Raw genomic sequence first — 19,473 nt, forward strand, 5'->3', positions numbered from 1 at the left:
GAGTATTTAGCCTTGGGAGATGGTCCTCCCGGATTCCGACGGAATTCCTCGTGTTCCGCCGTACTCAGGATCCTCCTAGGTGCCTTCCAAATTTCGTCTACGGGGCTTTCACCCTCTTTGACTGACTTTTCCAAGTCATTCGACTATCTGAAAGAACTACCAGATCGGAGTCCTACAACCCCAATGAGCAAGCTCATTGGTTTGGGCTTTTCCCGTTTCGCTCGCCGCTACTCAGGGAATCGAATTTTCTTTCTCTTCCTGCAGGTACTTAGATGTTTCAGTTCTCTGCGTCTACCTCGTATACGCTATGTATTCACGTATACGTAACATCCTATAAAAGATGCTGGGTTCCCCCATTCGGAAATCTCTGGATCATAGCTTACGTACAGCTCCCCAAAGCATATCGGTGTTAGTCCCGTCCTTCATCGGCTCCTAGTGCCAAGGCATCCACCGTGCGCCCTTATTCACTTAACCTTATCAACCTTGCGGTTGGGTTTTGATCTTTCTTCTAGCGATAGAAGTCCAATCAAGAAAAATAAGCAATTGAACTTATTAAAAAACTCATTCAACGCGGTGTTCTCGGTTTGTATTACTTACATTTTTTACTTCAATATCCAGTTTTCAATGAACAAAAATTTTGAGAGTAGACCTCTCAAAACTGAACAAAGTATCGACAAACGTGTGTAGTCTCCGTAATATTCCTTAGAAAGGAGGTGATCCAGCCGCACCTTCCGATACGGCTACCTTGTTACGACTTCACCCCAATCATCTATCCCACCTTAGGCGGCTGGCTCCAAAAGGTTACCTCACCGACTTCGGGTGTTACAAACTCTCGTGGTGTGACGGGCGGTGTGTACAAGGCCCGGGAACGTATTCACCGCGGCGTGCTGATCCGCGATTACTAGCGATTCCGGCTTCATGTAGGCGAGTTGCAGCCTACAATCCGAACTGAGAGAAGCTTTAAGAGATTAGCTTAGCCTCGCGACTTCGCGACTCGTTGTACTTCCCATTGTAGCACGTGTGTAGCCCAGGTCATAAGGGGCATGATGATTTGACGTCATCCCCACCTTCCTCCGGTTTGTCACCGGCAGTCTTGCTAGAGTGCCCAACTAAATGATGGCAACTAACAATAAGGGTTGCGCTCGTTGCGGGACTTAACCCAACATCTCACGACACGAGCTGACGACAACCATGCACCACCTGTCACTTTGCCCCCGAAGGGGAAGCTCTATCTCTAGAGTGGTCAAAGGATGTCAAGACCTGGTAAGGTTCTTCGCGTTGCTTCGAATTAAACCACATGCTCCACCGCTTGTGCGGGCCCCCGTCAATTCCTTTGAGTTTCAACCTTGCGGTCGTACTCCCCAGGCGGAGTGCTTAATGCGTTAGCTGCAGCACTGAAGGGCGGAAACCCTCCAACACTTAGCACTCATCGTTTACGGCGTGGACTACCAGGGTATCTAATCCTGTTTGCTCCCCACGCTTTCGAGCCTCAGCGTCAGTTACAGACCAGAGAGCCGCCTTCGCCACTGGTGTTCCTCCATATATCTACGCATTTCACCGCTACACATGGAATTCCACTCTCCTCTTCTGCACTCAAGTCTCCCAGTTTCCAATGACCCTCCCCGGTTGAGCCGGGGGCTTTCACATCAGACTTAAGAAACCGCCTGCGCTCGCTTTACGCCCAATAAATCCGGACAACGCTTGCCACCTACGTATTACCGCGGCTGCTGGCACGTAGTTAGCCGTGGCTTTCTGGTTAGATACCGTCAAGGGGTGAACAGTTACTCTCACCCTTGTTCTTCTCTAACAACAGAGTTTTACGATCCGAAAACCTTCTTCACTCACGCGGCGTTGCTCGGTCAGACTTTCGTCCATTGCCGAAGATTCCCTACTGCTGCCTCCCGTAGGAGTTTGGGCCGTGTCTCAGTCCCAATGTGGCCGATCACCCTCTCAGGTCGGCTATGCATCGTGGCCTTGGTGAGCCGTTACCTCACCAACTAGCTAATGCACCGCGGGTCCATCCATCAGCGGCACCGTAAAGCGCCTTTCAAACCGAAACCATGCGGTTTCGATTGTTATACGGTATTAGCACCTGTTTCCAAGTGTTATCCCCTTCTGATGGGCAGGTTACCCACGTGTTACTCACCCGTTCGCCACTCCTCTTTTTCCGATGGAGCAAGCTCCGGTGGAAAAAGAAGCGTTCGACTTGCATGTATTAGGCACGCCGCCAGCGTTCGTCCTGAGCCAGGATCAAACTCTCATAATAAAAGTTAGAACAATCTTTCGATTGTTAAGCTCAATTTGTTTGCTAGCATATTGCTTGCTTGTTAAAAATGTTTGTTGTCTTGAATTGAATCAAGACGCCCTACACATTTGGTTTGTCTTACTTTGTTCAGTTTTCAAAGGTCTACGTGATAAATGAAACACGACTGCTTCGTTTATCGTTTGTGATTGCCGTAGCAACTTTTATATCTTAGCAAACTCTCAATTGATTGTCAACTATTTTTTAAAAGTTTTTTGAACTCGTTTTTCACGAGATCGTTTCAGCAACTCACTTATCATAACTCATCGTTTGTTATTTGTCAACAACTTTTTTTGTTTTTTTCTTTATGAAATCAACGTTTAGCTATTGCCGTTCACAAGCGACTCGGTTATCTTATCATGTGTTGAACCACACGTCAAGAACTTTTTTTATGATCATTCAGAAGTTAATCAACTTAACTTTTGAACAAATAATAATATACCAACTAAAATCTTATTGGTCAACGAATTTTTTTGTGTTTTTCCAAGTTTTTTCGTTATACGATTATTGAGTTTGCATACACTGAATATCGTTCGCTTTTACAGCGTTTAATAGATGATACAAACCTCAATCCTCTTCAATCATTCGGCATTGTAATTCTGTTTGATTATTGCAAATGGATTCCATTTTTCAATGATGACGTTTTCTTTATTTTAAAGTCATCATACGTTCAATACGAAACAATATTTTTCATTCTATTTACGGCAACTTCCGCATCGAAAAATCTACTTTCTTTAGCCTTAAAAAAATAAACCGGTGCTATCCAGAAATAAAATCATTTCTAAATAGCGCCGGTTTGTTTTCTTTCATTTGATCTTCCCTAGCTAATTACAGATTAACGCATAGTTGGGAATAGCAATACGTCACGGATCGATTGCGCATCCGTCAACAGCATTACTAGACGGTCGATTCCGATACCTAGTCCGCCGGTTGGTGGCATACCGTATTCTAATGCTTCTAAGAAGTCTTCATCTAATCCATGTGCTTCATCATTTCCAAGCTCACGTTCTTTTTCTTGTGCTTCAAAACGTTCTCTTTGGTCGATTGGATCATTCAACTCAGTAAAGGCATTCGCAAATTCTTTTCCTGTGATGAATAATTCGAAACGATCTGTAAAGCGTGGGTCTTCTGGATTTTTCTTCGCTAACGGAGAAACTTCTACTGGATGTCCATAGACAAACGTAGGTTGCACTAATGTCTCTTCCACAAATGCTTCAAAGAATTCATTGATGACGTGACCGACACCCATTGCTTCCGTCACTTCAACTTGATGTTCTTTTGCAATTGCTAGTGCTTCTTCTAATGTCATTTCTTTCCAGAAATCGACACCAGTGTGTTCTTTGATCGCATCGACCATATGCACACGTTTGAAATCACTCTCTAAGTCAACTGCTTGACCTGCGTAAGTGATTTTAGCTGTTCCTAGTACTTTTTCAGCTGCATTACGAATGATTCCTTCTGTCAAGTTCATCACATCTTGGAAATCAGTGTAGGCAGTATATGCTTCAAGCATCGTAAATTCAGGGTTGTGTGTCGTGTCGATTCCTTCATTACGGAAGACGCGGCCGATTTCATAAACTTTCTCCATGCCACCCACGATCAGACGTTTCAAATGAAGTTCTAATGCGATACGCAGATATAGATCCATGTCTAACGCATTATGATGCGTGATGAACGGACGTGCTGCTGCGCCACCAGCTTCATTGTGTAAGACTGGTGTTTCGACTTCGATATAGCCATTACCGTCTAGATAACGACGGATCTCGCTGATGATTTGACTGCGTTTCATGAAGCGGTCAAAGCTTTCTCTGTTACTTACTAAGTCTAGGTAACGTTGTCTGTATCGTTGTTCAATGTTCGTCAAGCCATGATATTTATCTGGTAATGGACGAAGTGCTTTTGATAAGATGACGATTTCAGAGGCTTTGATCGATACCTCACCTGTATCAGTTTTCATGATCTCACCAGTTACACCGAAGAAATCTCCTAAGTCGGCGTGCTTGAATACTTCATAAGCTTCGTCACCCACTCGGTCTTTACGGACGTAGATTTGGATTTGGCCTTCTCTGTCTTGGAGATGAGCAAAGCCAGCTTTTCCTTTTCCACGGCGTGTCATCATACGACCAGCAACGCTAGCTGTCAATGCCATTTCCGTTAATTCTTCTTTTGTACGTGGATCAAATAGTTCGTGCAATTCTTGTGAGTTATGCGTACGTTCAAATCGCTTACCAAATGGATCGATCCCATTCTCTCTCAATTGCTCCATTTTTTCACGACGAACAATCATTTGATCGTTTAAATCTTCTAATTGATTTTGTTGTTCCTCAGTCACAAAAGTTCCTCCATTCTCATCTTATTCTCTTCCTTATAATGCCAATGAAACGAAAAAAAAGCAAGCCGAACTTGACGTTTCGGCTTGAATTTCACAAAAAACTTAGAATGGCTTCCTATGATTGAAGCGATAATTTTTCGCTTTTTTCAACTAATTGATCCAGCAGTCCATTGATTTCATGCTGTTTTTCTGTCTTGTTGATCGCTAATTTGATTTTTGCTGCACGTGAGACACCTTTTAGATAGTAAGAAGCATGTGTGCGAAATTCACGACAAGCGATGGTTTCTCCTTTTAAATCAACTAAGCGTTCTAGATGTAGTTTTGCAGTAGCGATTTTTTCGCGTGCTGTTGGTTCAGGAATCAGTTCTCCAGTTTCCAGGTAATGTTGTGTGCGGTGAATCATCCACGGGTTCCCTAACGCAGCTCGTCCGATCATTACACCATCGGCACCCACATATTCCAACATGCGTTTTGCATCCTCTGGCGTTTTCACATCGCCATTTCCCATAAACGGGATCGTTAATTGCTTTTTGACTTCCTTCAATACTTCCCAATTGGCTTTCCCCTCATACATTTGTACGCGAGTACGACCGTGCATGGCTACTGCACCGGCACCGGCAGCTTGAGCAGCTAGTGCGTTCTCAACAGCGAAGACATGTTCCTCATCCCAGCCAATACGCATTTTCACAGTGACTGGTATATCAACGGCTGAAGCAACTGCATGAACCATTTCGTAGACTTTATCAGGGTCCAATAACCACTTCGCACCTGCTTCTGCTTTAATGATTTTATTGACTGGACATCCCATGTTGATATCAATGATGTCTGCTGTAGTATGCTTCTCAACAAACTGTGCTGCTTCTACCAATGTGTCTTTATTCCCACCAAATATTTGTAGGCTTAATGGATGTTCTGTCTCGTCGATATGGAGCATTTCCAATGTTTTTTTGTTACGGAAATGGATGCCTTGATCACTGATCATCTCACAAACCACCATACCTGCCCCAAACTCTTTGACGGTTACACGAAAAGCAGCGTTCGTAATTCCTGCCATAGGAGCGACAACGACACGATTTGGGATTTCAACATTACCGATTTTCCATGTGTGATCCACTTAGATTCCTCCCAAGGCTTCTGCCTTCAATGATGCTAGTTCTTCTTCTGTGTAGGTATATTTCTTATTGCAAAATGAGCAAACTGCTTCTGCGCCATGATCTTCATCGATCATTGCTTGGATTTCTGTTGCACCTAATGCAATGATTGCTTCACCAAATTTTTCTTTGGAACAATCACATTTGAATTGGACAGGCATTTTTTCTAGTACTTGCAGCTCGTCTGTTCCTAACAACCCTTGCAAGATTTCTTCAGGTGTCAACCCTTCATCTAAAAGTGTAGAAATACGCGGTGTTGTTTTTAATTGTTCTTCAATTTTCGCAATCGTTTCTTCATCTGCCCCTGGCATGATCTGGATCATAAATCCGCCGGCTGTTTTGATACTATCATCTGTATTGACCAATACACTCAATCCTACCGCTGATGGGATTTGTTCTGAGATTGCTAGATAGTACGTAAAATCTTCGGCTAGTTCGCCAGAAACAATCGGTGTTTGACCTGAGAAAGGTTCTTTCAATCCTAAATCTTTCGTTACACTGAACATCCCTTGTGTTCCTACTGCCCCACGTACATCAATTTTACCTTCTGCGTTTAGCGGTAAACTAAGGTGCGGATTGTTGATATAGCCTTTCACATCACCTTTACCGTTCGCATCAACGACGATCCCATTCGCTGGGCCGTCTCCTTGGATACGTACAGTCAACTTATCTTCTCCTTTAACGGTAGCTCCTAGAAGCAGACTGCCGACTAATGCACGACCTAATGCTGCTGATGATGTATGCCAAGTATCATGACGTTTTTGTGCCTCTGCGACAGTATTGGTTGCACGAACGGCATATGCGCGAACAAAACCATCACTGGCTAATGCCTTGACTAAATAATCTTCCATTTGTATGTACCTCATTTCCCGATTTTAAAACTCATAGTGAATCATACTAGTAACTCCCAAATTTTTCAACTTATGAATTTGTAAAATATTTCTTAATCATTTGTTTTAGACACAAAAAAGGAGCTATAACTTTCGTCATAGCTCCTTTCGTTAGTACTAGCGATTTTCTGGATGATTTTGTTCGTCTGTTGAAGTTGATTGATTTTCGTCATTCAATTCTTTTTCAGATTCTTCAAAATCATGTTTTTCTTCTGCTTGTTTTTCTGCATCTTTTTCTTCCAAGGCACGTTTCGCTTCTTCAAACGTTTGTGCTTCTTTTTCACTTGGGAAGTCTGCTGATTCTGCTCCTTCAGGCATGACACCTTTTTCAAAGAGAGATTTGATTGCTTTAGCATCCAATGTTTCAAATTCAAGCAGTTTTTCTGCGATCAATTTGTGTTGTGCACGATGCGCTTCGATGATCTCATGCGCTTTTTGATGTGCTTCCATCAAGATCTTGCGGACTTCTTGGTCGATCTCAAAAGCAACTTGTTCTGAGTATGCTTTTGTTTGACCGTAATCACGACCTACGAATACTTGGTGATTTCCTTCGTATTGAACAGGTCCTAAACGATCACTCATACCGTATTCTGTGACCATGCTTCTTGCTAATGCAGTTGCTTGCTCAAAGTCATTTGATGCTCCAGTAGATTGTACGTTGAAGATGATTTCTTCTGCCGTACGTCCACCTAGTAACCCAACGATTTGTTCAAACATGTCTTCTTTGGTCATTAAGAATTGATCTTCTTTTGGCAAGGCGATCATGTATCCGCCGGCACGTCCACGTGGGATGATCGTTACTTTATGAACGACACGGGCACGACTCAAGACAAGCCCAACAATCGTATGACCTGCTTCATGGTAAGCAACCATTTCGCGTTCGCGTTTGCTGATGACACGATCTTTCTTCGCAGGACCTGCAATTACGCGATCTTCTGCTTCATCGATATCAGAAGCATCGATTTTTTTCTTGTTTCGACGAGCAGCTACTAATGCCGCTTCGTTCAAGACGTTTTCTAAATCAGCACCAGCAAAACCTGGTGTTTGTTGTGCAACGACTTTCAAATCAACATCGTCAGCAATTGGTTTGTTTCTTGCGTGAACGCGTAGAATCGCTTCACGACCTTTCACGTCTGGACGACCTACTAAAATCTGACGGTCAAAACGTCCTGGACGAAGCAAGGCTGGATCTAATACGTCGGAACGGTTTGTCGCCGCGATCACGATCACGCCTTCGTTTCCGTCAAATCCATCCATTTCAACCAGCAATTGGTTCAATGTTTGTTCACGTTCATCGTGTCCGCCACCCATACCAGCGCCACGTTGACGTCCGACAGCATCGATCTCATCAATAAAGATGATAGCTGGGGCATTCTTTTTCGCAGTTTCGAATAAGTCACGAACTCGGCTTGCACCGACCCCGACAAACATCTCAACAAAGTCTGAACCTGAGATTGAGTAGAATGGTACGCCAGCTTCACCGGCAACAGCTTTTGCTAACAATGTTTTACCTGTTCCTGGAGGTCCTTCTAAAAGAACTCCGGCTGGGATACGCGCGCCTAATTCAATGAAGCGTCTTGGATCTTTTAGGAATTCAACGACTTCGACAAGTTCTTGTTTCTCTTCTTCAGCGCCTGCTACATCAGAGAAGCGAACTCGATTGGCTTTTTTGTCAGCTTCTTTCGCTTTGGATTTTCCAAAGTTCATGACACGGCCACCGCCGCCTCCGCCGCCACCTTGTTGTCCCATCATCATATAGAAGAAGAAGACGATGATGACGATCGGTAAGAAGCTCAATAGGAGTGATACCCATACGCCGCTGCTTGATTCTTCTTTGATCGTAGTTGCGACATTGTTGTCTTTAGCCAACTCTGTGACTTGGCTCAATGTTGTATCATTTGGCAAAATGATCGTTGTGAAGTGAGTAGTCGATGTTTCGGTAGTACCTAGGATCGATAGCCCTCCACTATTTGCAACTGTCTGCTGCTCTTTGTATTCCCCTGAGATTTTGTACACACCATTTGCTGGTTGCACCTCAAAGTTTTTGATTTTGCCTTCTTGTAATTGTTCAGTGAATTTTGAGTACTCGATATCTGACGACCGTTGGCCATTGTTACCAAAAATAAAGTAGACGACCATTACCATCGCTAAGATTACGAGGACATAATACAAGGCATTTTTCATCATGCCATTGTTTTTTTTGTTCATAGTTGTCCTCCCTATGCGTTATTTTTACTTGATAAAACTTTTATCAATCCTGACCATACTATTGTACCATAATTTATTGGAGATAGATGATTAATTTGATTGATAAACGCTCGGTTTTAGTACACCGATATATGGAAGGTTTCGATAAGCTTCTGCATAATCCAATCCGTAACCTACAACAAACTCATTCGGTACGTTGAACCCAATATAATCCGCTTCAATATCTACGACTCTTCCTTCAGGTTTGTCAAGGAGCGTCACGATTTTGACTGAGTTTGCTTTACGATATTTAAATAGATCGACTAAATAAGCCAGTGTTCTTCCGCTATCGATGATATCTTCGACGATCAATAGATCGCGGCCTTCCACATTCGTATCCAAGTCTTTCACGATTTTTACTTCACCTGATGAAACAGTTGCGTTCCCGTAACTTGAAACATCCATAAAATCCAATTCCAGGTAGGCATCGATTGAACGGATGATATCCGCCATAAACGGTACAGCACCTTTCAATACACCAACAACCAATGGATTTTTATCTTGATAATTTTCAGTTAATTCTTTTCCTAGTTCTTTACAACGAACTTGTATCTCCTCTTGCGTGATCAATACTCTCTCGATATCTTTTTCTAACATCAGGTTCTCCTTCCAATTGCTTCTTTTTGATATTTGTAAAGAAGTATGTAGTGTATTTTATCAGTTTCTACACCAATACTCAAATAAGAATGGACAAAAGGGACTAGACTCCATAGATTTCTCCCTTTATCTATAATAACCCATGAATCCGCTCGCTGAGCAACAGATATTTTTTTATCAATAAAATATCTTGATACTTTCTTGTTCAATGTCTCCGTCAATTGGATCCGATCTCCTGGTTGTCGGCGATCGATCCAGAGTTCTTGATCTGCTGGTAACCAGAGATCATGTGTGAACACTTCAACTGTTTCATCCAAACTTATGTCTGGAAGTTGATCTGGCGTATAGACCCCTAACCATTCTGATTCCCCTAATTGAATGGGGTGATTTGGGGTGATTTTCAGCGGCGTGTGATCGCTGACATTTGGTTGTGCAACCTTTTTTTCATAAAGACGAAATACTTCATAAGATCGTTCAATCACCCAGCGTTTTCCCAGATCGAACTGCCATTGTCCTGCGGATCGTTCGCATTGTCGCAATAACGTATCGATCTGTTTTTCTTTGATCGTTACTTTCGTCGTTGGAAACACATAATCAAAAAATGTGTAAAAAAAGAAATAACGTTCAAATGATGCCAGACCTTCGATCACCTGCCAAGGCATAGAAAAGCCATCCTCTTCATGCGTCAAGTGTTGCGTAATTATCTGCTGCGTACTTTTACGGATAAACTGTTCTGCCCATTGGATCTGTTGCGAAAATTTCTGGAAATGAGCCATGGCCTGTGTATTTTCTTTTTTCAATTGCGGGACGACTAAATGACGAAGACGATTGCGTTGCACGTTTAATTCTTGGTTTGTGTGGTCCTCGAAAAAAGGTAGATCTTCCGCTTCCGCATACGCATACAATTGTTCTTTACTAAATGAAAGTAAGGGTCGGATGAGTCGTCCATCGGAAAACGATTGACTTTCCTTGATTCCTGCATACGTACCAAGCTGCCCGCCGCGGATGATTTTCATCAAGACCGTCTCCATTTGATCATCTCCGTGGTGTGCCGTCATCAATGTATCGTAACTTTCTTGTCGCATCAGTTGTTCAAATGTTTGATATCGAAAGGCTCTAGCTGCTGTTTCGATGCCTTGTTCAGCTGGTTGTCCCCATACTTTCAGGTGAAAAGAAAGATTTTTTTCTCGACAAAAGGTTTCAAGAAATGCTGCTTCTTGCTTTGAGACAGTCCGCAACTGATGATCGATATGGACAACCCCTAAATGAAAACCCACTTCCTTTTGGACTGCCAACAAGCAATCAAGAAGTACCATGGAATCGACACCACCGGAAACAGCAACTAAAATTCGTGCATCTTTAGACCAATATTCGCTACGTAATCCTTTTTGCATAAATGCTTGCTTGAATTGACGTACTTTTTTTGCTACTTCGATTTCCATTGGTCTCACATCCTTTCACAAAATAAAAAGGGCGGACAAAAGTCTGTGACAATTGCCTGCCCTTCAATTTCGCTTGCTTAGCTACGGCGACCGCCACGGCCTCCGCGTTTTCCTTCTGTGTTGCGTTTTAAGGAAGTCAATCGATCATCGCTATCTTTTAAAAATGAGCTCATCAATGAATCGAAGTCTTCTTTTGTATTGGAAGGTTGGCTGCGAGAAAAAGATTTTTTCTGCGGTGCGCGTCCTCGATTATCTCGAGTTTCTTTTTGTGGATATCTCTTTTGACGATTTTCATCATTAGTTTCTACTGGTTGTTCTTGTGCTTTACGGATAGATAAACCGATTTTCCCATCATCATTGACTGTAATGACTTTGACTGTTACCTCATCACCAACGCTCAATACATCATGAATATCTTTGATATAACCGTTTGATACTTCACTGATATGAACTAATCCTGTTTTACCAGCTCCTAAATCAATAAATGCGCCAAAATTTGTGATTCCTGAAACTTTTCCTTGCAGTTTTGCTCCTACCTCGATTGACATAAAAAAAATGTTCCTCCTAATTATTTCCCTTTTTTATATTACTGCTTATTGGGCAGTTGTTGAACTCGTTGTTTGTTCATCGTTATCTGCTGAATTATCAGTCGTAGATTCAAGGATCGGATAAACTTGCTCTCCCTCTTTTGAATAGAAATATTTGCTTCTAGCAAGTTTCGCTACGTAATCTTCGTCTTTAAGCAATTTGACGTCTTCTGTGAGTTGATCCACATCTTTGTTGATTTGTCGTAACTCTGTATCCGCCTCGACTTTTAATTCGTTCAAATGATTCATTCGTTGCATATCATTGAAAATTTGGAAACCTATTACAGCGAAAATGACCAAAGCACCTAAAAAGATGGCTGCTAACCTGCGTCTACGAAAAATCAATTGGCGTTGTTGCTGTTGGAATTCGACATATTTTTTCTTTGCATACTCTGTGTCTAATGCAGCGATTTTATTGCTTTTGTTTGCCACCTGTATTCGCTCCAATCTTTTTTGCTTGTCATTCTTTATTATACCAACATCATGAATGCTTGTCTAATCAATTTCGCTTGAGTTTTGTACTCGTGTTTCTGATAAGACTTCATACATTTTTTGTGCGTCTTCTTTTTTGGTTGACTCATGTAACTCTGCTACTTTGATTTCCATTGTTTTGTTGCCGAATTGGATGTCTAACTGGTCACCGACCTTGACATCACTGGAAGATTTCGCTAATTTCCCATTGATTTTGATTCTTCCTTTATCTGCCACTTCCTTAGCGACAGATCGACGCTTAATGATTCGCGAGATTTTTAAAAATTTATCTAGTCGCATCTCATGTCCTCACTTTTTATTTTTTTATTTTTTTTAAACGTAAGATTTTCTTACCAAATGGTAGTAATAACCATTCGCGGATCGTAAATAATTTTGTCCAGATCACCGCATACACAAATGTGACGACGCCGATCCCCACGCCACCTAGGCTGGCAAAAAGAGCGGTCGAGCGATGGCTGACTGGCCCAATTAATAAGTTTAAGAAGCCATAATACAAAAACAACGCTAGAACCATACAGCCTAGACATTGGAGCAATTTTTTACCAAATTTTCGCTCCCGCCAAAAACTATTGATCGCTGTGGTTTCTGTATGGACAAAATACCATAAAGTCACTGCCAGTCCAAGCAGTGTGGATAAACTGGCACCGACTGTTCCTAAGTAACTCGTAAGAAGCGGTGTTGCTAACGCCTTAGCCAGCAAGCCCCAGCCCGCCCCCTTTAGTGAGGGTCGGAAAGAGTTTTTACTTTGAGCAATGCTTTGATACGATTGGATGATCGCAGTCAAGCCAATCGAAAAAACAAACAGCACTAGTGTTGTATTTCCAGCATAATCTTTAAACAACGCGTAATTGATATAAGGTAGTAGTACCGCTAAACCAACGGAAGCTGCTAATGCTAGCGCCGTTGTCAAACGCAAGTAAATTTTTGCAGTCGAGTAGAATTGACTTTTGACTGTACTCGTTAGATACCGTGTCAGTGCAGGTAAGAACGTGGCACTTAAAGCTGTAGCAATGACTAGTCCTAATTGAACTAATGGTTGCCCACGATCATATACTCCTTTAGCTATTTTAGATGCTTGTTCGGATAAACCATAGATTTGTAAAGCATTCTTAACAAAAAAAGAATCAATCAATTGGAAGAAGATCAATAAACCACTATAAATGGATACTAATCCTCCTTCAATCAGGAAGCGTCGAATAAGTGGTTTTGCTGGCTTTTTGAAAATTGGAAAATGCCCAAAGCTCAATGCACCACCATGGATTTTTTGCTCATAATAATACAATATACCATACGCACATACACCACCAAAAACTGCGCCACTCATCGCTGCTGTCCCTGTTTGATAGACTGTCCAACCGAATCGTTTAAAGGCGATCGCACTAAAAACGATGATTGCTACACGAACCAGTTGTTCAACGACTTGCGAGACTGCCGTTGGTTCCATTAAAAACCGACCTTGGAAATTCCCACGGTAATACGACAGCCCTGGCATCAATAGGAATGTGAACGAAACGATCCGAATCAATGGCATCAATTGTTGGTCGCCCATCATGATGGCGATCCAATGGCTAAACGAAAAGACGAAGAGCCAGAGTAAAAAGCCTGACCAAAAGACAAGAGGATAAAGATTTTTCAATGCTTGTTTTTGTTCGAAAGGGTCTTTTTTTTCTGCTACATATTTAGAGATGAACTGAGGCAAGCCTGACAATGCTAATGTCATCGCAATACCATAAATGGGATAGACTTGTTGATAGACATAAAACCCTTCATCCCCCACTAAGTTTTGCAATGGAATCCGATACAGTGCGCTGAGGACTTTTGCTATAAAGGAAGCAAGCGTCAACACAAAAGCACCATGCATCACTTGACGCATTTCTTTATGATCCAAAGGTCCAGCCCCTTCCTATGCAGTCGCATATTTCTGTTCGCGTAACGCCTTGACGAACTGTTGGATTTCCTGCAACCAAACAGCTGTCGTTGTTTGTGGTGGTAAAGTCAAACGAATCATCATTTGTTCTTTCTCCACGCCAAGTCCTGCTTTTAGTTTTGTGGCAGTCAACGCTTCAAATAATTGTTCAACCGTATAGCGTTTAGTCCCGACTTTACTCAACTTGAACACGATCGTTTGTTGTTGCTTACGGATCATCTCTAGTAAGGCACGATCCCCATCCATCTTGATCTGACCGATCGTCAACAAATGCGCAACTTCTTCCGGATATTCACCAAAACGATCGAGTAGATCTTCTTCTAGCTCATCCAACATCTCTTGTGAATCCAGCTCGCGAATCCGTTTATAGATTTCGATTTTTTGTCGTTGATCTGAAACATAACTTTCTGGTAGATAGGCATCCACACCAAGATCGATCTCAACAGAGGTTTTTTCCGTTTGTTGGTTTTTCCCTTGTTTTCGAGCAACTGCTTCGCTCAACATTTGAGAATACATATCGAAACCAACCGCGTCGATAAAGCCATGTTGTTGCGCACCTAACAAGTTTCCTGCGCCACGGATCGATAAATCCCGCATCGCAATTTTAAAGCCTGAACCTAATTCCGTAAAGTCTTTGATGGCTTGTAGACGCTTTTCGCTGACTTCATTCAGGATTTTTTGCTGCTCATACATAAAATAAGCATAAGCGACACGATTGCTTCGCCCGACACGTCCTCGTAATTGATACAGTGTCGACAGCCCCATATAATCGGCATTTTCGACAAAGAGTGTATTTGCATTTGGAATATCCACCCCAGTTTCGATGATCGTCGTCGTCACTAATACATCATATTGTCCTTCAATGAAGTCGAATAAGGTATTTTCCAGTTGGACTTCCGTCATCTGCCCATGGGCATACGCGATTCTTGCTTCTGGAACTAATGCTTGGATTTCTTCTACTTTACGCTCGATCGTTTCGACACGATTATATAGGTAGAAAACTTGTCCCCCTCGTCCCATTTCCCGTTGGATCGCTTCACGAATCGCCCCGGGATTTTTCTCCATCACGTAAGTTTGGATCGGGTAGCGATTCGCCGGTGGTGTTTCGATGACCGACAGATCGCGAACACCAAGCATCGACATATGAAGTGTTCGTGGAATCGGTGTCGCTGTCAAAGTCAGGACATCCACTTGTGCACGTAACTGTTTCAAACGTTCTTTATGTTTTACGCCAAAACGTTGTTCTTCATCAACGATCAGTAGACCGAGATCACTGAATTCAATGTCTTTTGACAACACACGGTGTGTACCGACAACAATGTCTAGTTGTCCAGTACGTAATTGTTCGATCGTTTCTTTTTGTTGTTTCTTCGTTCGGAAACGACTTAACAACCCAACATTGACAGGGAATCCTTCAAAACGTTCTAGCATCGTTTCATAATGTTGCTGTGCCAAGATCGTTGTTGGTACAAGAAAGGCTACTTGTTTGCTTTCTTTGACTGCTTTAAAAGCCGCCCGTAACGCTACTTCGGTTTTCCCGTAACCAACATCCCCCACTAACAAGCGGTCCATTGGTTTTTCTTTTTCCATATCTCGTTTGATTTCTGCTGCGCTTCGTAATTGATCGTCTGTTTCCGAATATGGAAAAGCATTCTCAAATTCTTTTTGATAAGAGTCATCAGGGCCATATGCGTAGCCTTTCTCTGCTTCTCTGACCGCATACAGCTGAATCAAATCATCCGCAATATCCTCGATTTTTGAGGAGATCTTTCGTTTCGTTTTCGTCCATTCACTACCACCCAGTTTATTGATTCGTGGTGTTTTGGATTCCGATGCCACATATTTTTGGATCAAATTCAGCTGAGTGACAGGGATGAAGAGCTTATCATCGTTTTGGTAAATGATCGTCATATAGTCTTGGTGGACCCCATCGACTTCTAGTGTTTCCATGCCGATATATTTCCCAATCCCATGATTTGCATGGACGACATAGTCTCCAGCTTTTAGCTCATTATAGCTTTTTAGGCGTTCTGCATTCGTCACTGTTTGCCGGCGTGTCTGTTTTTTCGTCGTCTTTTGGAAGATTTCTTTCTCAGTGATCGTGACGATTTTTTCTTGTGGTAGCTCAAAACCTGTCATCAATGCGCCTTCAACTAACTGGACTTGTCCTTTGATCAGTTGATCCGCTTCTGTTTCTACGACCAATATGTCTTCATCGCGCAACATTTGCTCTGCTTTGCGGATACGCTCTTTGGTCGGAATGAAAATAACTACCGTTTGCTCTTGTTTGCGCCAACGATCCATTTCCGTTTTCAGCAACGGCATCTGTCCAAAGAATTGTTGCATCGTGCGGTATTGGAACTGATAAAGTGCTTGGAACCTTAGATTGCCCATCCCTTTTTGGAATAGAGAGAAGAAAGTAGTCGCAAATTTTTCTTTTTGGATGATCCCATGCACATCTGCCACAAATTGTTGTTCAGAAAAGACACGTAATTCGCTGAGCTTTTGCGTGTGCCATTCCGCTGCTTCTCTTTCCATCTCGCGATTTGTTTCCATGATCCGTTGGTAATCGTCCACGATCAGCAAGCTGTCTTGTGGAAAATAATCCAAAATCGACAACTGTTCCGAATATAAAAGATCCGCATAGAACTTCGCTTCATCTGTTGGGATATTTCTTTGCCATTCTGATAGCAACTGTCCGAAATAATCATGTAAAAATTGTCGTTCAGTAGGTTCTGAGGTCGTTGCTAGTTTCTTTTCTAAGAGGTTCTCGATTTTTTTGATGCCATCAAGTAGATTTTCTTGCGAATACACTTGCTCGCTCGTTGGCGGCAACCAAACTTCTTCGATCTTTTCAATCGATCGTTGCGTATCTGCTTCGAAGTATCTCATGGAATCAATTTCGACATCAAACAGTTCCACACGAACTGGGTATTCAAAGGTCAACGGATAAATATCGATGATACTTCCACGCATACTAAATTCTCCAGGTTTTGCGACCATCTCTGTTCGCTCATACCCCATCAAAACGAGTTGTTGTGGTAACGATTCTACAGCGATCTCTTTGCCAATTTGCCAATGTAATTGAGCATTTTTCCATGTTTCTTTATCAGGAAGACGTTTGTGTAACGCTGCCACTGGGAGAAGATAGATCCCTGGCTCGTTTTGTTGCAAGCGATTCAATGTCGCCACACGTTCCGCTCGAGCTTCTGGAGAAGAAAAGGCCATTTCTGCGGACAAAACTTCATCTACTGGAAATTGGTGGATGCTTTCTGCCGGCAAGACATGTTGTAGATCCTCAGCCAATTGGTTGACATAATATAAATTAGGCATCAGGATAATCAAATTTTTGTTCAATTTTTTAAACGCATGTGCAAACAACAGTGTTTTAGCCGACCCAGCTAAACCGGTGATCAGCTGTCTGGACATTCGTTGTTCAAGATTCATGGACCATTCAGCCACTTGTGAATCTTTGCCAATCAGTTGGATCATATCCATCTGTTCATTCTCCTTTCTTAATTAAATTTGTTCATCGTATCAATAAAGGAATGGCCGTCCAATAGAAATTCAACAGCAGCAACCGATTGATCAATACTTTGCTCGATCAGCGGCTGCGTTTCTTTACTGAAAGGACTAAGAACATGTTGGATCACTGTCTTTTTGCCTTCAGGTCTGCCAATGCCGACTTTTATTCGGTCAAAGACGGTACTATTCAAATGAGAGATGATACTCTTGATCCCATTGTGGCCTCCTGCACTTCCTTTTTGTCGCAAGCGAATTTTACCGATTGCTAAGTCTAAATCATCATAGACGACCATCAGTTCTTCTGGGTAGATCCCAAAGTAAGTCATCAACGGACCGACTGATCGGCCTGATTCATTCATAAACGTTTGCGGTTTAACTAATAAGATTTTTTCTCCGTCATGGAAAAATTCAGCTACTTCTGCTTCAAATGTGTTTTTCTTAAAGGTCGCTTGGTGTTTTTCAGCCAAACGATCCACCACCATAAATCCCACATTATGTTTGGTTTGTTCATATTTTGTGCCCGGGTTTCCAAGCCCTACGATCATTTTCATTTTTACGCTCATCCAATCTTATAAACAGCACAAAAGGCTGGACTGCTCGTAGGCGGTCCAGTCTTTGACTCGATTTTTTTTATTATTCTAGCTCTTATTAGTATAACACACAATCCTTTGTTACAGCTAAAAAGAGAAACTTAATAAATGAAAAAACGATTAAATTTATAATCCAAAACTAATGAAATCATTGGTTTTGCTGAATAGTGAAATAACGCACATGTAAGCTTTTACATATGATACAACCTTGTTATCTGTTATATTTTATAACCAAATAGCGTGACAGAGAGCTTTATACATGTTAGCATAGGCATGGGAAAAACAAATCAATGGAAGGATTGATACAAATGGTTGCAAATACAGAAAAAAAAGATCATCAAAAAGTTATTCTTGTCGGAGACGGTGCTGTAGGTTCTAGCTATGCTTTCGCTTTAGTGACACAAAACATCGCTCAAGAAGTAGGGATCATTGATATAAATACTGCAAAAACTGAAGGAGATGCCATTGACTTATCACATGCTTTAGCATTTACTTCACCTAAAAAAATCTATTCTGCATCTTATGCAGATGCACATGATGCAGATTTAGTCGTTATTACAGCTGGTGCACCACAAAAACCAGGTGAAACACGTTTAGATCTAGTAAATAAAAACTTAAAAATCAACCGCGAAGTTGTTACACAGATCGTTGACTCAGGTTTTAACGGTATCTTCTTAGTCGCTGCTAACCCAGTTGATATTTTAACTTACTCTACTTGGAAATTCTCAGGTTTCCCTAAAGAGCGCGTAATCGGTTCAGGAACTTCACTTGACTCTGCTCGTTTCCGTCAAGCACTTGCTGAATTAGTTGATGTGGATGCACGTAACGTCCATGCGTATATTTTAGGTGAACATGGTGATTCTGAATTCCCAGTATGGTCACATGCCAACGTTGCTGGTCTACAAATCTATGAATGGGTTAAAAATAATCCAGACGTTGATGAAGAAGCAATGGTTAACTTATTCTTTGGTGTACGTGATGCTGCGTATACGATCATCGAGAAAAAAGGCGCAACATTCTACGGTATCGCTGTTGCATTAGCACGTATCACTCGCGCAATCTTAGATGATGAAAATGCCGTTCTTCCATTATCTGTTTACATGAATGGCGAATACGGTCTAAACGATATCTATATCGGCGCACCAGCAGTTATCAACCGTCAAGGTATCCAAAAAGTTATCGAAATTCCATTAAGCGATAGTGAACAAGATCGTATGGCTGCGTCAGCAAAACAATTAAAAGACATCTTAGATGAAGCTTTTGCTGCATTAGACGCAGAATAATCCAAAATAATTTGAACGTCCGTTGACTCGTAAAACCGAATAAACGACGTTTTAACAACTGACCTTCGCAGGAGATCCTGAAAATTGACCTTCCATTTTCTAGGATCT

Annotated in this window: 13 protein-coding genes and 2 rRNA genes (1 of these 15 cut by a window edge); 1 reads left to right on the forward strand and 14 read right to left on the reverse strand. The window is 42.0% G+C overall.

Annotation, left to right across the window (positions count from 1 at the left end):
• From DOK79_RS04615 to pth, 14 genes are all read right to left on the reverse strand, one after another.
• Nucleotides 1-474, reverse strand: a 23S ribosomal RNA gene (locus DOK79_RS04615); it reaches 2,441 nt to the left of the window's first position.
• A 232-nt stretch (nt 475-706) separates the two neighbouring features.
• A 16S ribosomal RNA gene (locus DOK79_RS04620) occupies nt 707-2,266 on the reverse strand.
• The 16S and 23S rRNA genes sit together here, the layout of an rRNA operon.
• Before the next feature lie 871 nt (nt 2,267-3,137).
• Nucleotides 3,138-4,634 carry a lysine--tRNA ligase gene (gene lysS / locus DOK79_RS04625; protein ID WP_206853274.1) on the reverse strand — a complete coding sequence of 499 codons (1,497 nt, stop codon included), beginning with the start codon at nt 4,632-4,634 and terminating at the stop codon, nt 3,138-3,140.
• A gap of 115 nt (nt 4,635-4,749) precedes the next feature.
• Nucleotides 4,750-5,748 carry a tRNA dihydrouridine synthase DusB gene (gene dusB / locus DOK79_RS04630; RefSeq protein WP_206853272.1) on the reverse strand — a complete coding sequence of 333 codons (999 nt, stop codon included), beginning with the start codon at nt 5,746-5,748 and terminating at the stop codon, nt 4,750-4,752.
• The gene (gene hslO / locus DOK79_RS04635) at nt 5,749-6,636 is read right to left on the reverse strand and encodes an Hsp33 family molecular chaperone HslO (RefSeq protein WP_206853269.1); all 888 of its coding nucleotides are present in this window, start codon (nt 6,634-6,636) and stop codon (nt 5,749-5,751) included.
• A 156-nt stretch (nt 6,637-6,792) separates the two neighbouring features.
• On the reverse strand, nt 6,793-8,883 hold the full coding sequence (gene ftsH, locus DOK79_RS04640) for an ATP-dependent zinc metalloprotease FtsH (RefSeq protein ID WP_206853267.1): 2,091 nt from the start codon (nt 8,881-8,883) through the stop codon (nt 6,793-6,795).
• A 90-nt stretch (nt 8,884-8,973) separates the two neighbouring features.
• Nucleotides 8,974-9,519, reverse strand: a complete 546-nt coding sequence (gene hpt, locus DOK79_RS04645; RefSeq protein ID WP_010734122.1) for a hypoxanthine phosphoribosyltransferase — start codon at nt 9,517-9,519, stop codon at nt 8,974-8,976.
• Nucleotides 9,519-10,961, reverse strand: coding sequence for a tRNA lysidine(34) synthetase TilS (gene tilS / locus DOK79_RS04650; RefSeq protein ID WP_206853262.1), 1,443 nt, complete (start codon nt 10,959-10,961; stop codon nt 9,519-9,521). Before tilS ends, hpt begins: the two co-directional genes overlap by 1 nt.
• A 77-nt stretch (nt 10,962-11,038) precedes the next feature.
• Nucleotides 11,039-11,509, reverse strand: a complete 471-nt coding sequence (locus tag DOK79_RS04655) for a S1 domain-containing RNA-binding protein (protein ID WP_010734120.1) — start codon at nt 11,507-11,509, stop codon at nt 11,039-11,041.
• Between the two features lie 45 nt (nt 11,510-11,554).
• Entirely contained in the window at nt 11,555-11,980 is a 426-nt protein-coding gene (locus DOK79_RS04660; protein WP_206853249.1) for an FtsB family cell division protein, read from the reverse strand.
• A 63-nt stretch (nt 11,981-12,043) separates the two neighbouring features.
• Nucleotides 12,044-12,319 carry an RNA-binding S4 domain-containing protein gene (locus DOK79_RS04665; RefSeq protein WP_206853244.1) on the reverse strand — a complete coding sequence of 92 codons (276 nt, stop codon included), beginning with the start codon at nt 12,317-12,319 and terminating at the stop codon, nt 12,044-12,046.
• Between the two features lie 16 nt (nt 12,320-12,335).
• On the reverse strand, nt 12,336-13,928 hold the full coding sequence (locus DOK79_RS04670) for a putative polysaccharide biosynthesis protein (protein WP_206853242.1): 1,593 nt from the start codon (nt 13,926-13,928) through the stop codon (nt 12,336-12,338).
• A gap of 15 nt (nt 13,929-13,943) precedes the next feature.
• Nucleotides 13,944-17,465, reverse strand: coding sequence for a transcription-repair coupling factor (gene mfd / locus DOK79_RS04675; protein ID WP_206853240.1), 3,522 nt, complete (start codon nt 17,463-17,465; stop codon nt 13,944-13,946).
• A gap of 17 nt (nt 17,466-17,482) precedes the next feature.
• Complete coding sequence (gene pth / locus DOK79_RS04680; RefSeq protein WP_206853238.1) at nt 17,483-18,043, reverse strand: aminoacyl-tRNA hydrolase; 561 nt, start codon at nt 18,041-18,043, stop codon at nt 17,483-17,485.
• Between the two features lie 347 nt (nt 18,044-18,390).
• Here pth and DOK79_RS04685 point away from each other — a divergent pair, with 347 nt between their 5' ends.
• Nucleotides 18,391-19,365, forward strand: a complete 975-nt coding sequence (locus tag DOK79_RS04685; protein ID WP_206853280.1) for an L-lactate dehydrogenase — start codon at nt 18,391-18,393, stop codon at nt 19,363-19,365.
• Nucleotides 19,366-19,473: the final 108 nt, after the last annotated feature.

The organism is Enterococcus sp. DIV1094, from assembly GCF_017316305.2.
GTDB lineage: Bacteria > Bacillota > Bacilli > Lactobacillales > Enterococcaceae > Enterococcus_B > Enterococcus_B mangumiae.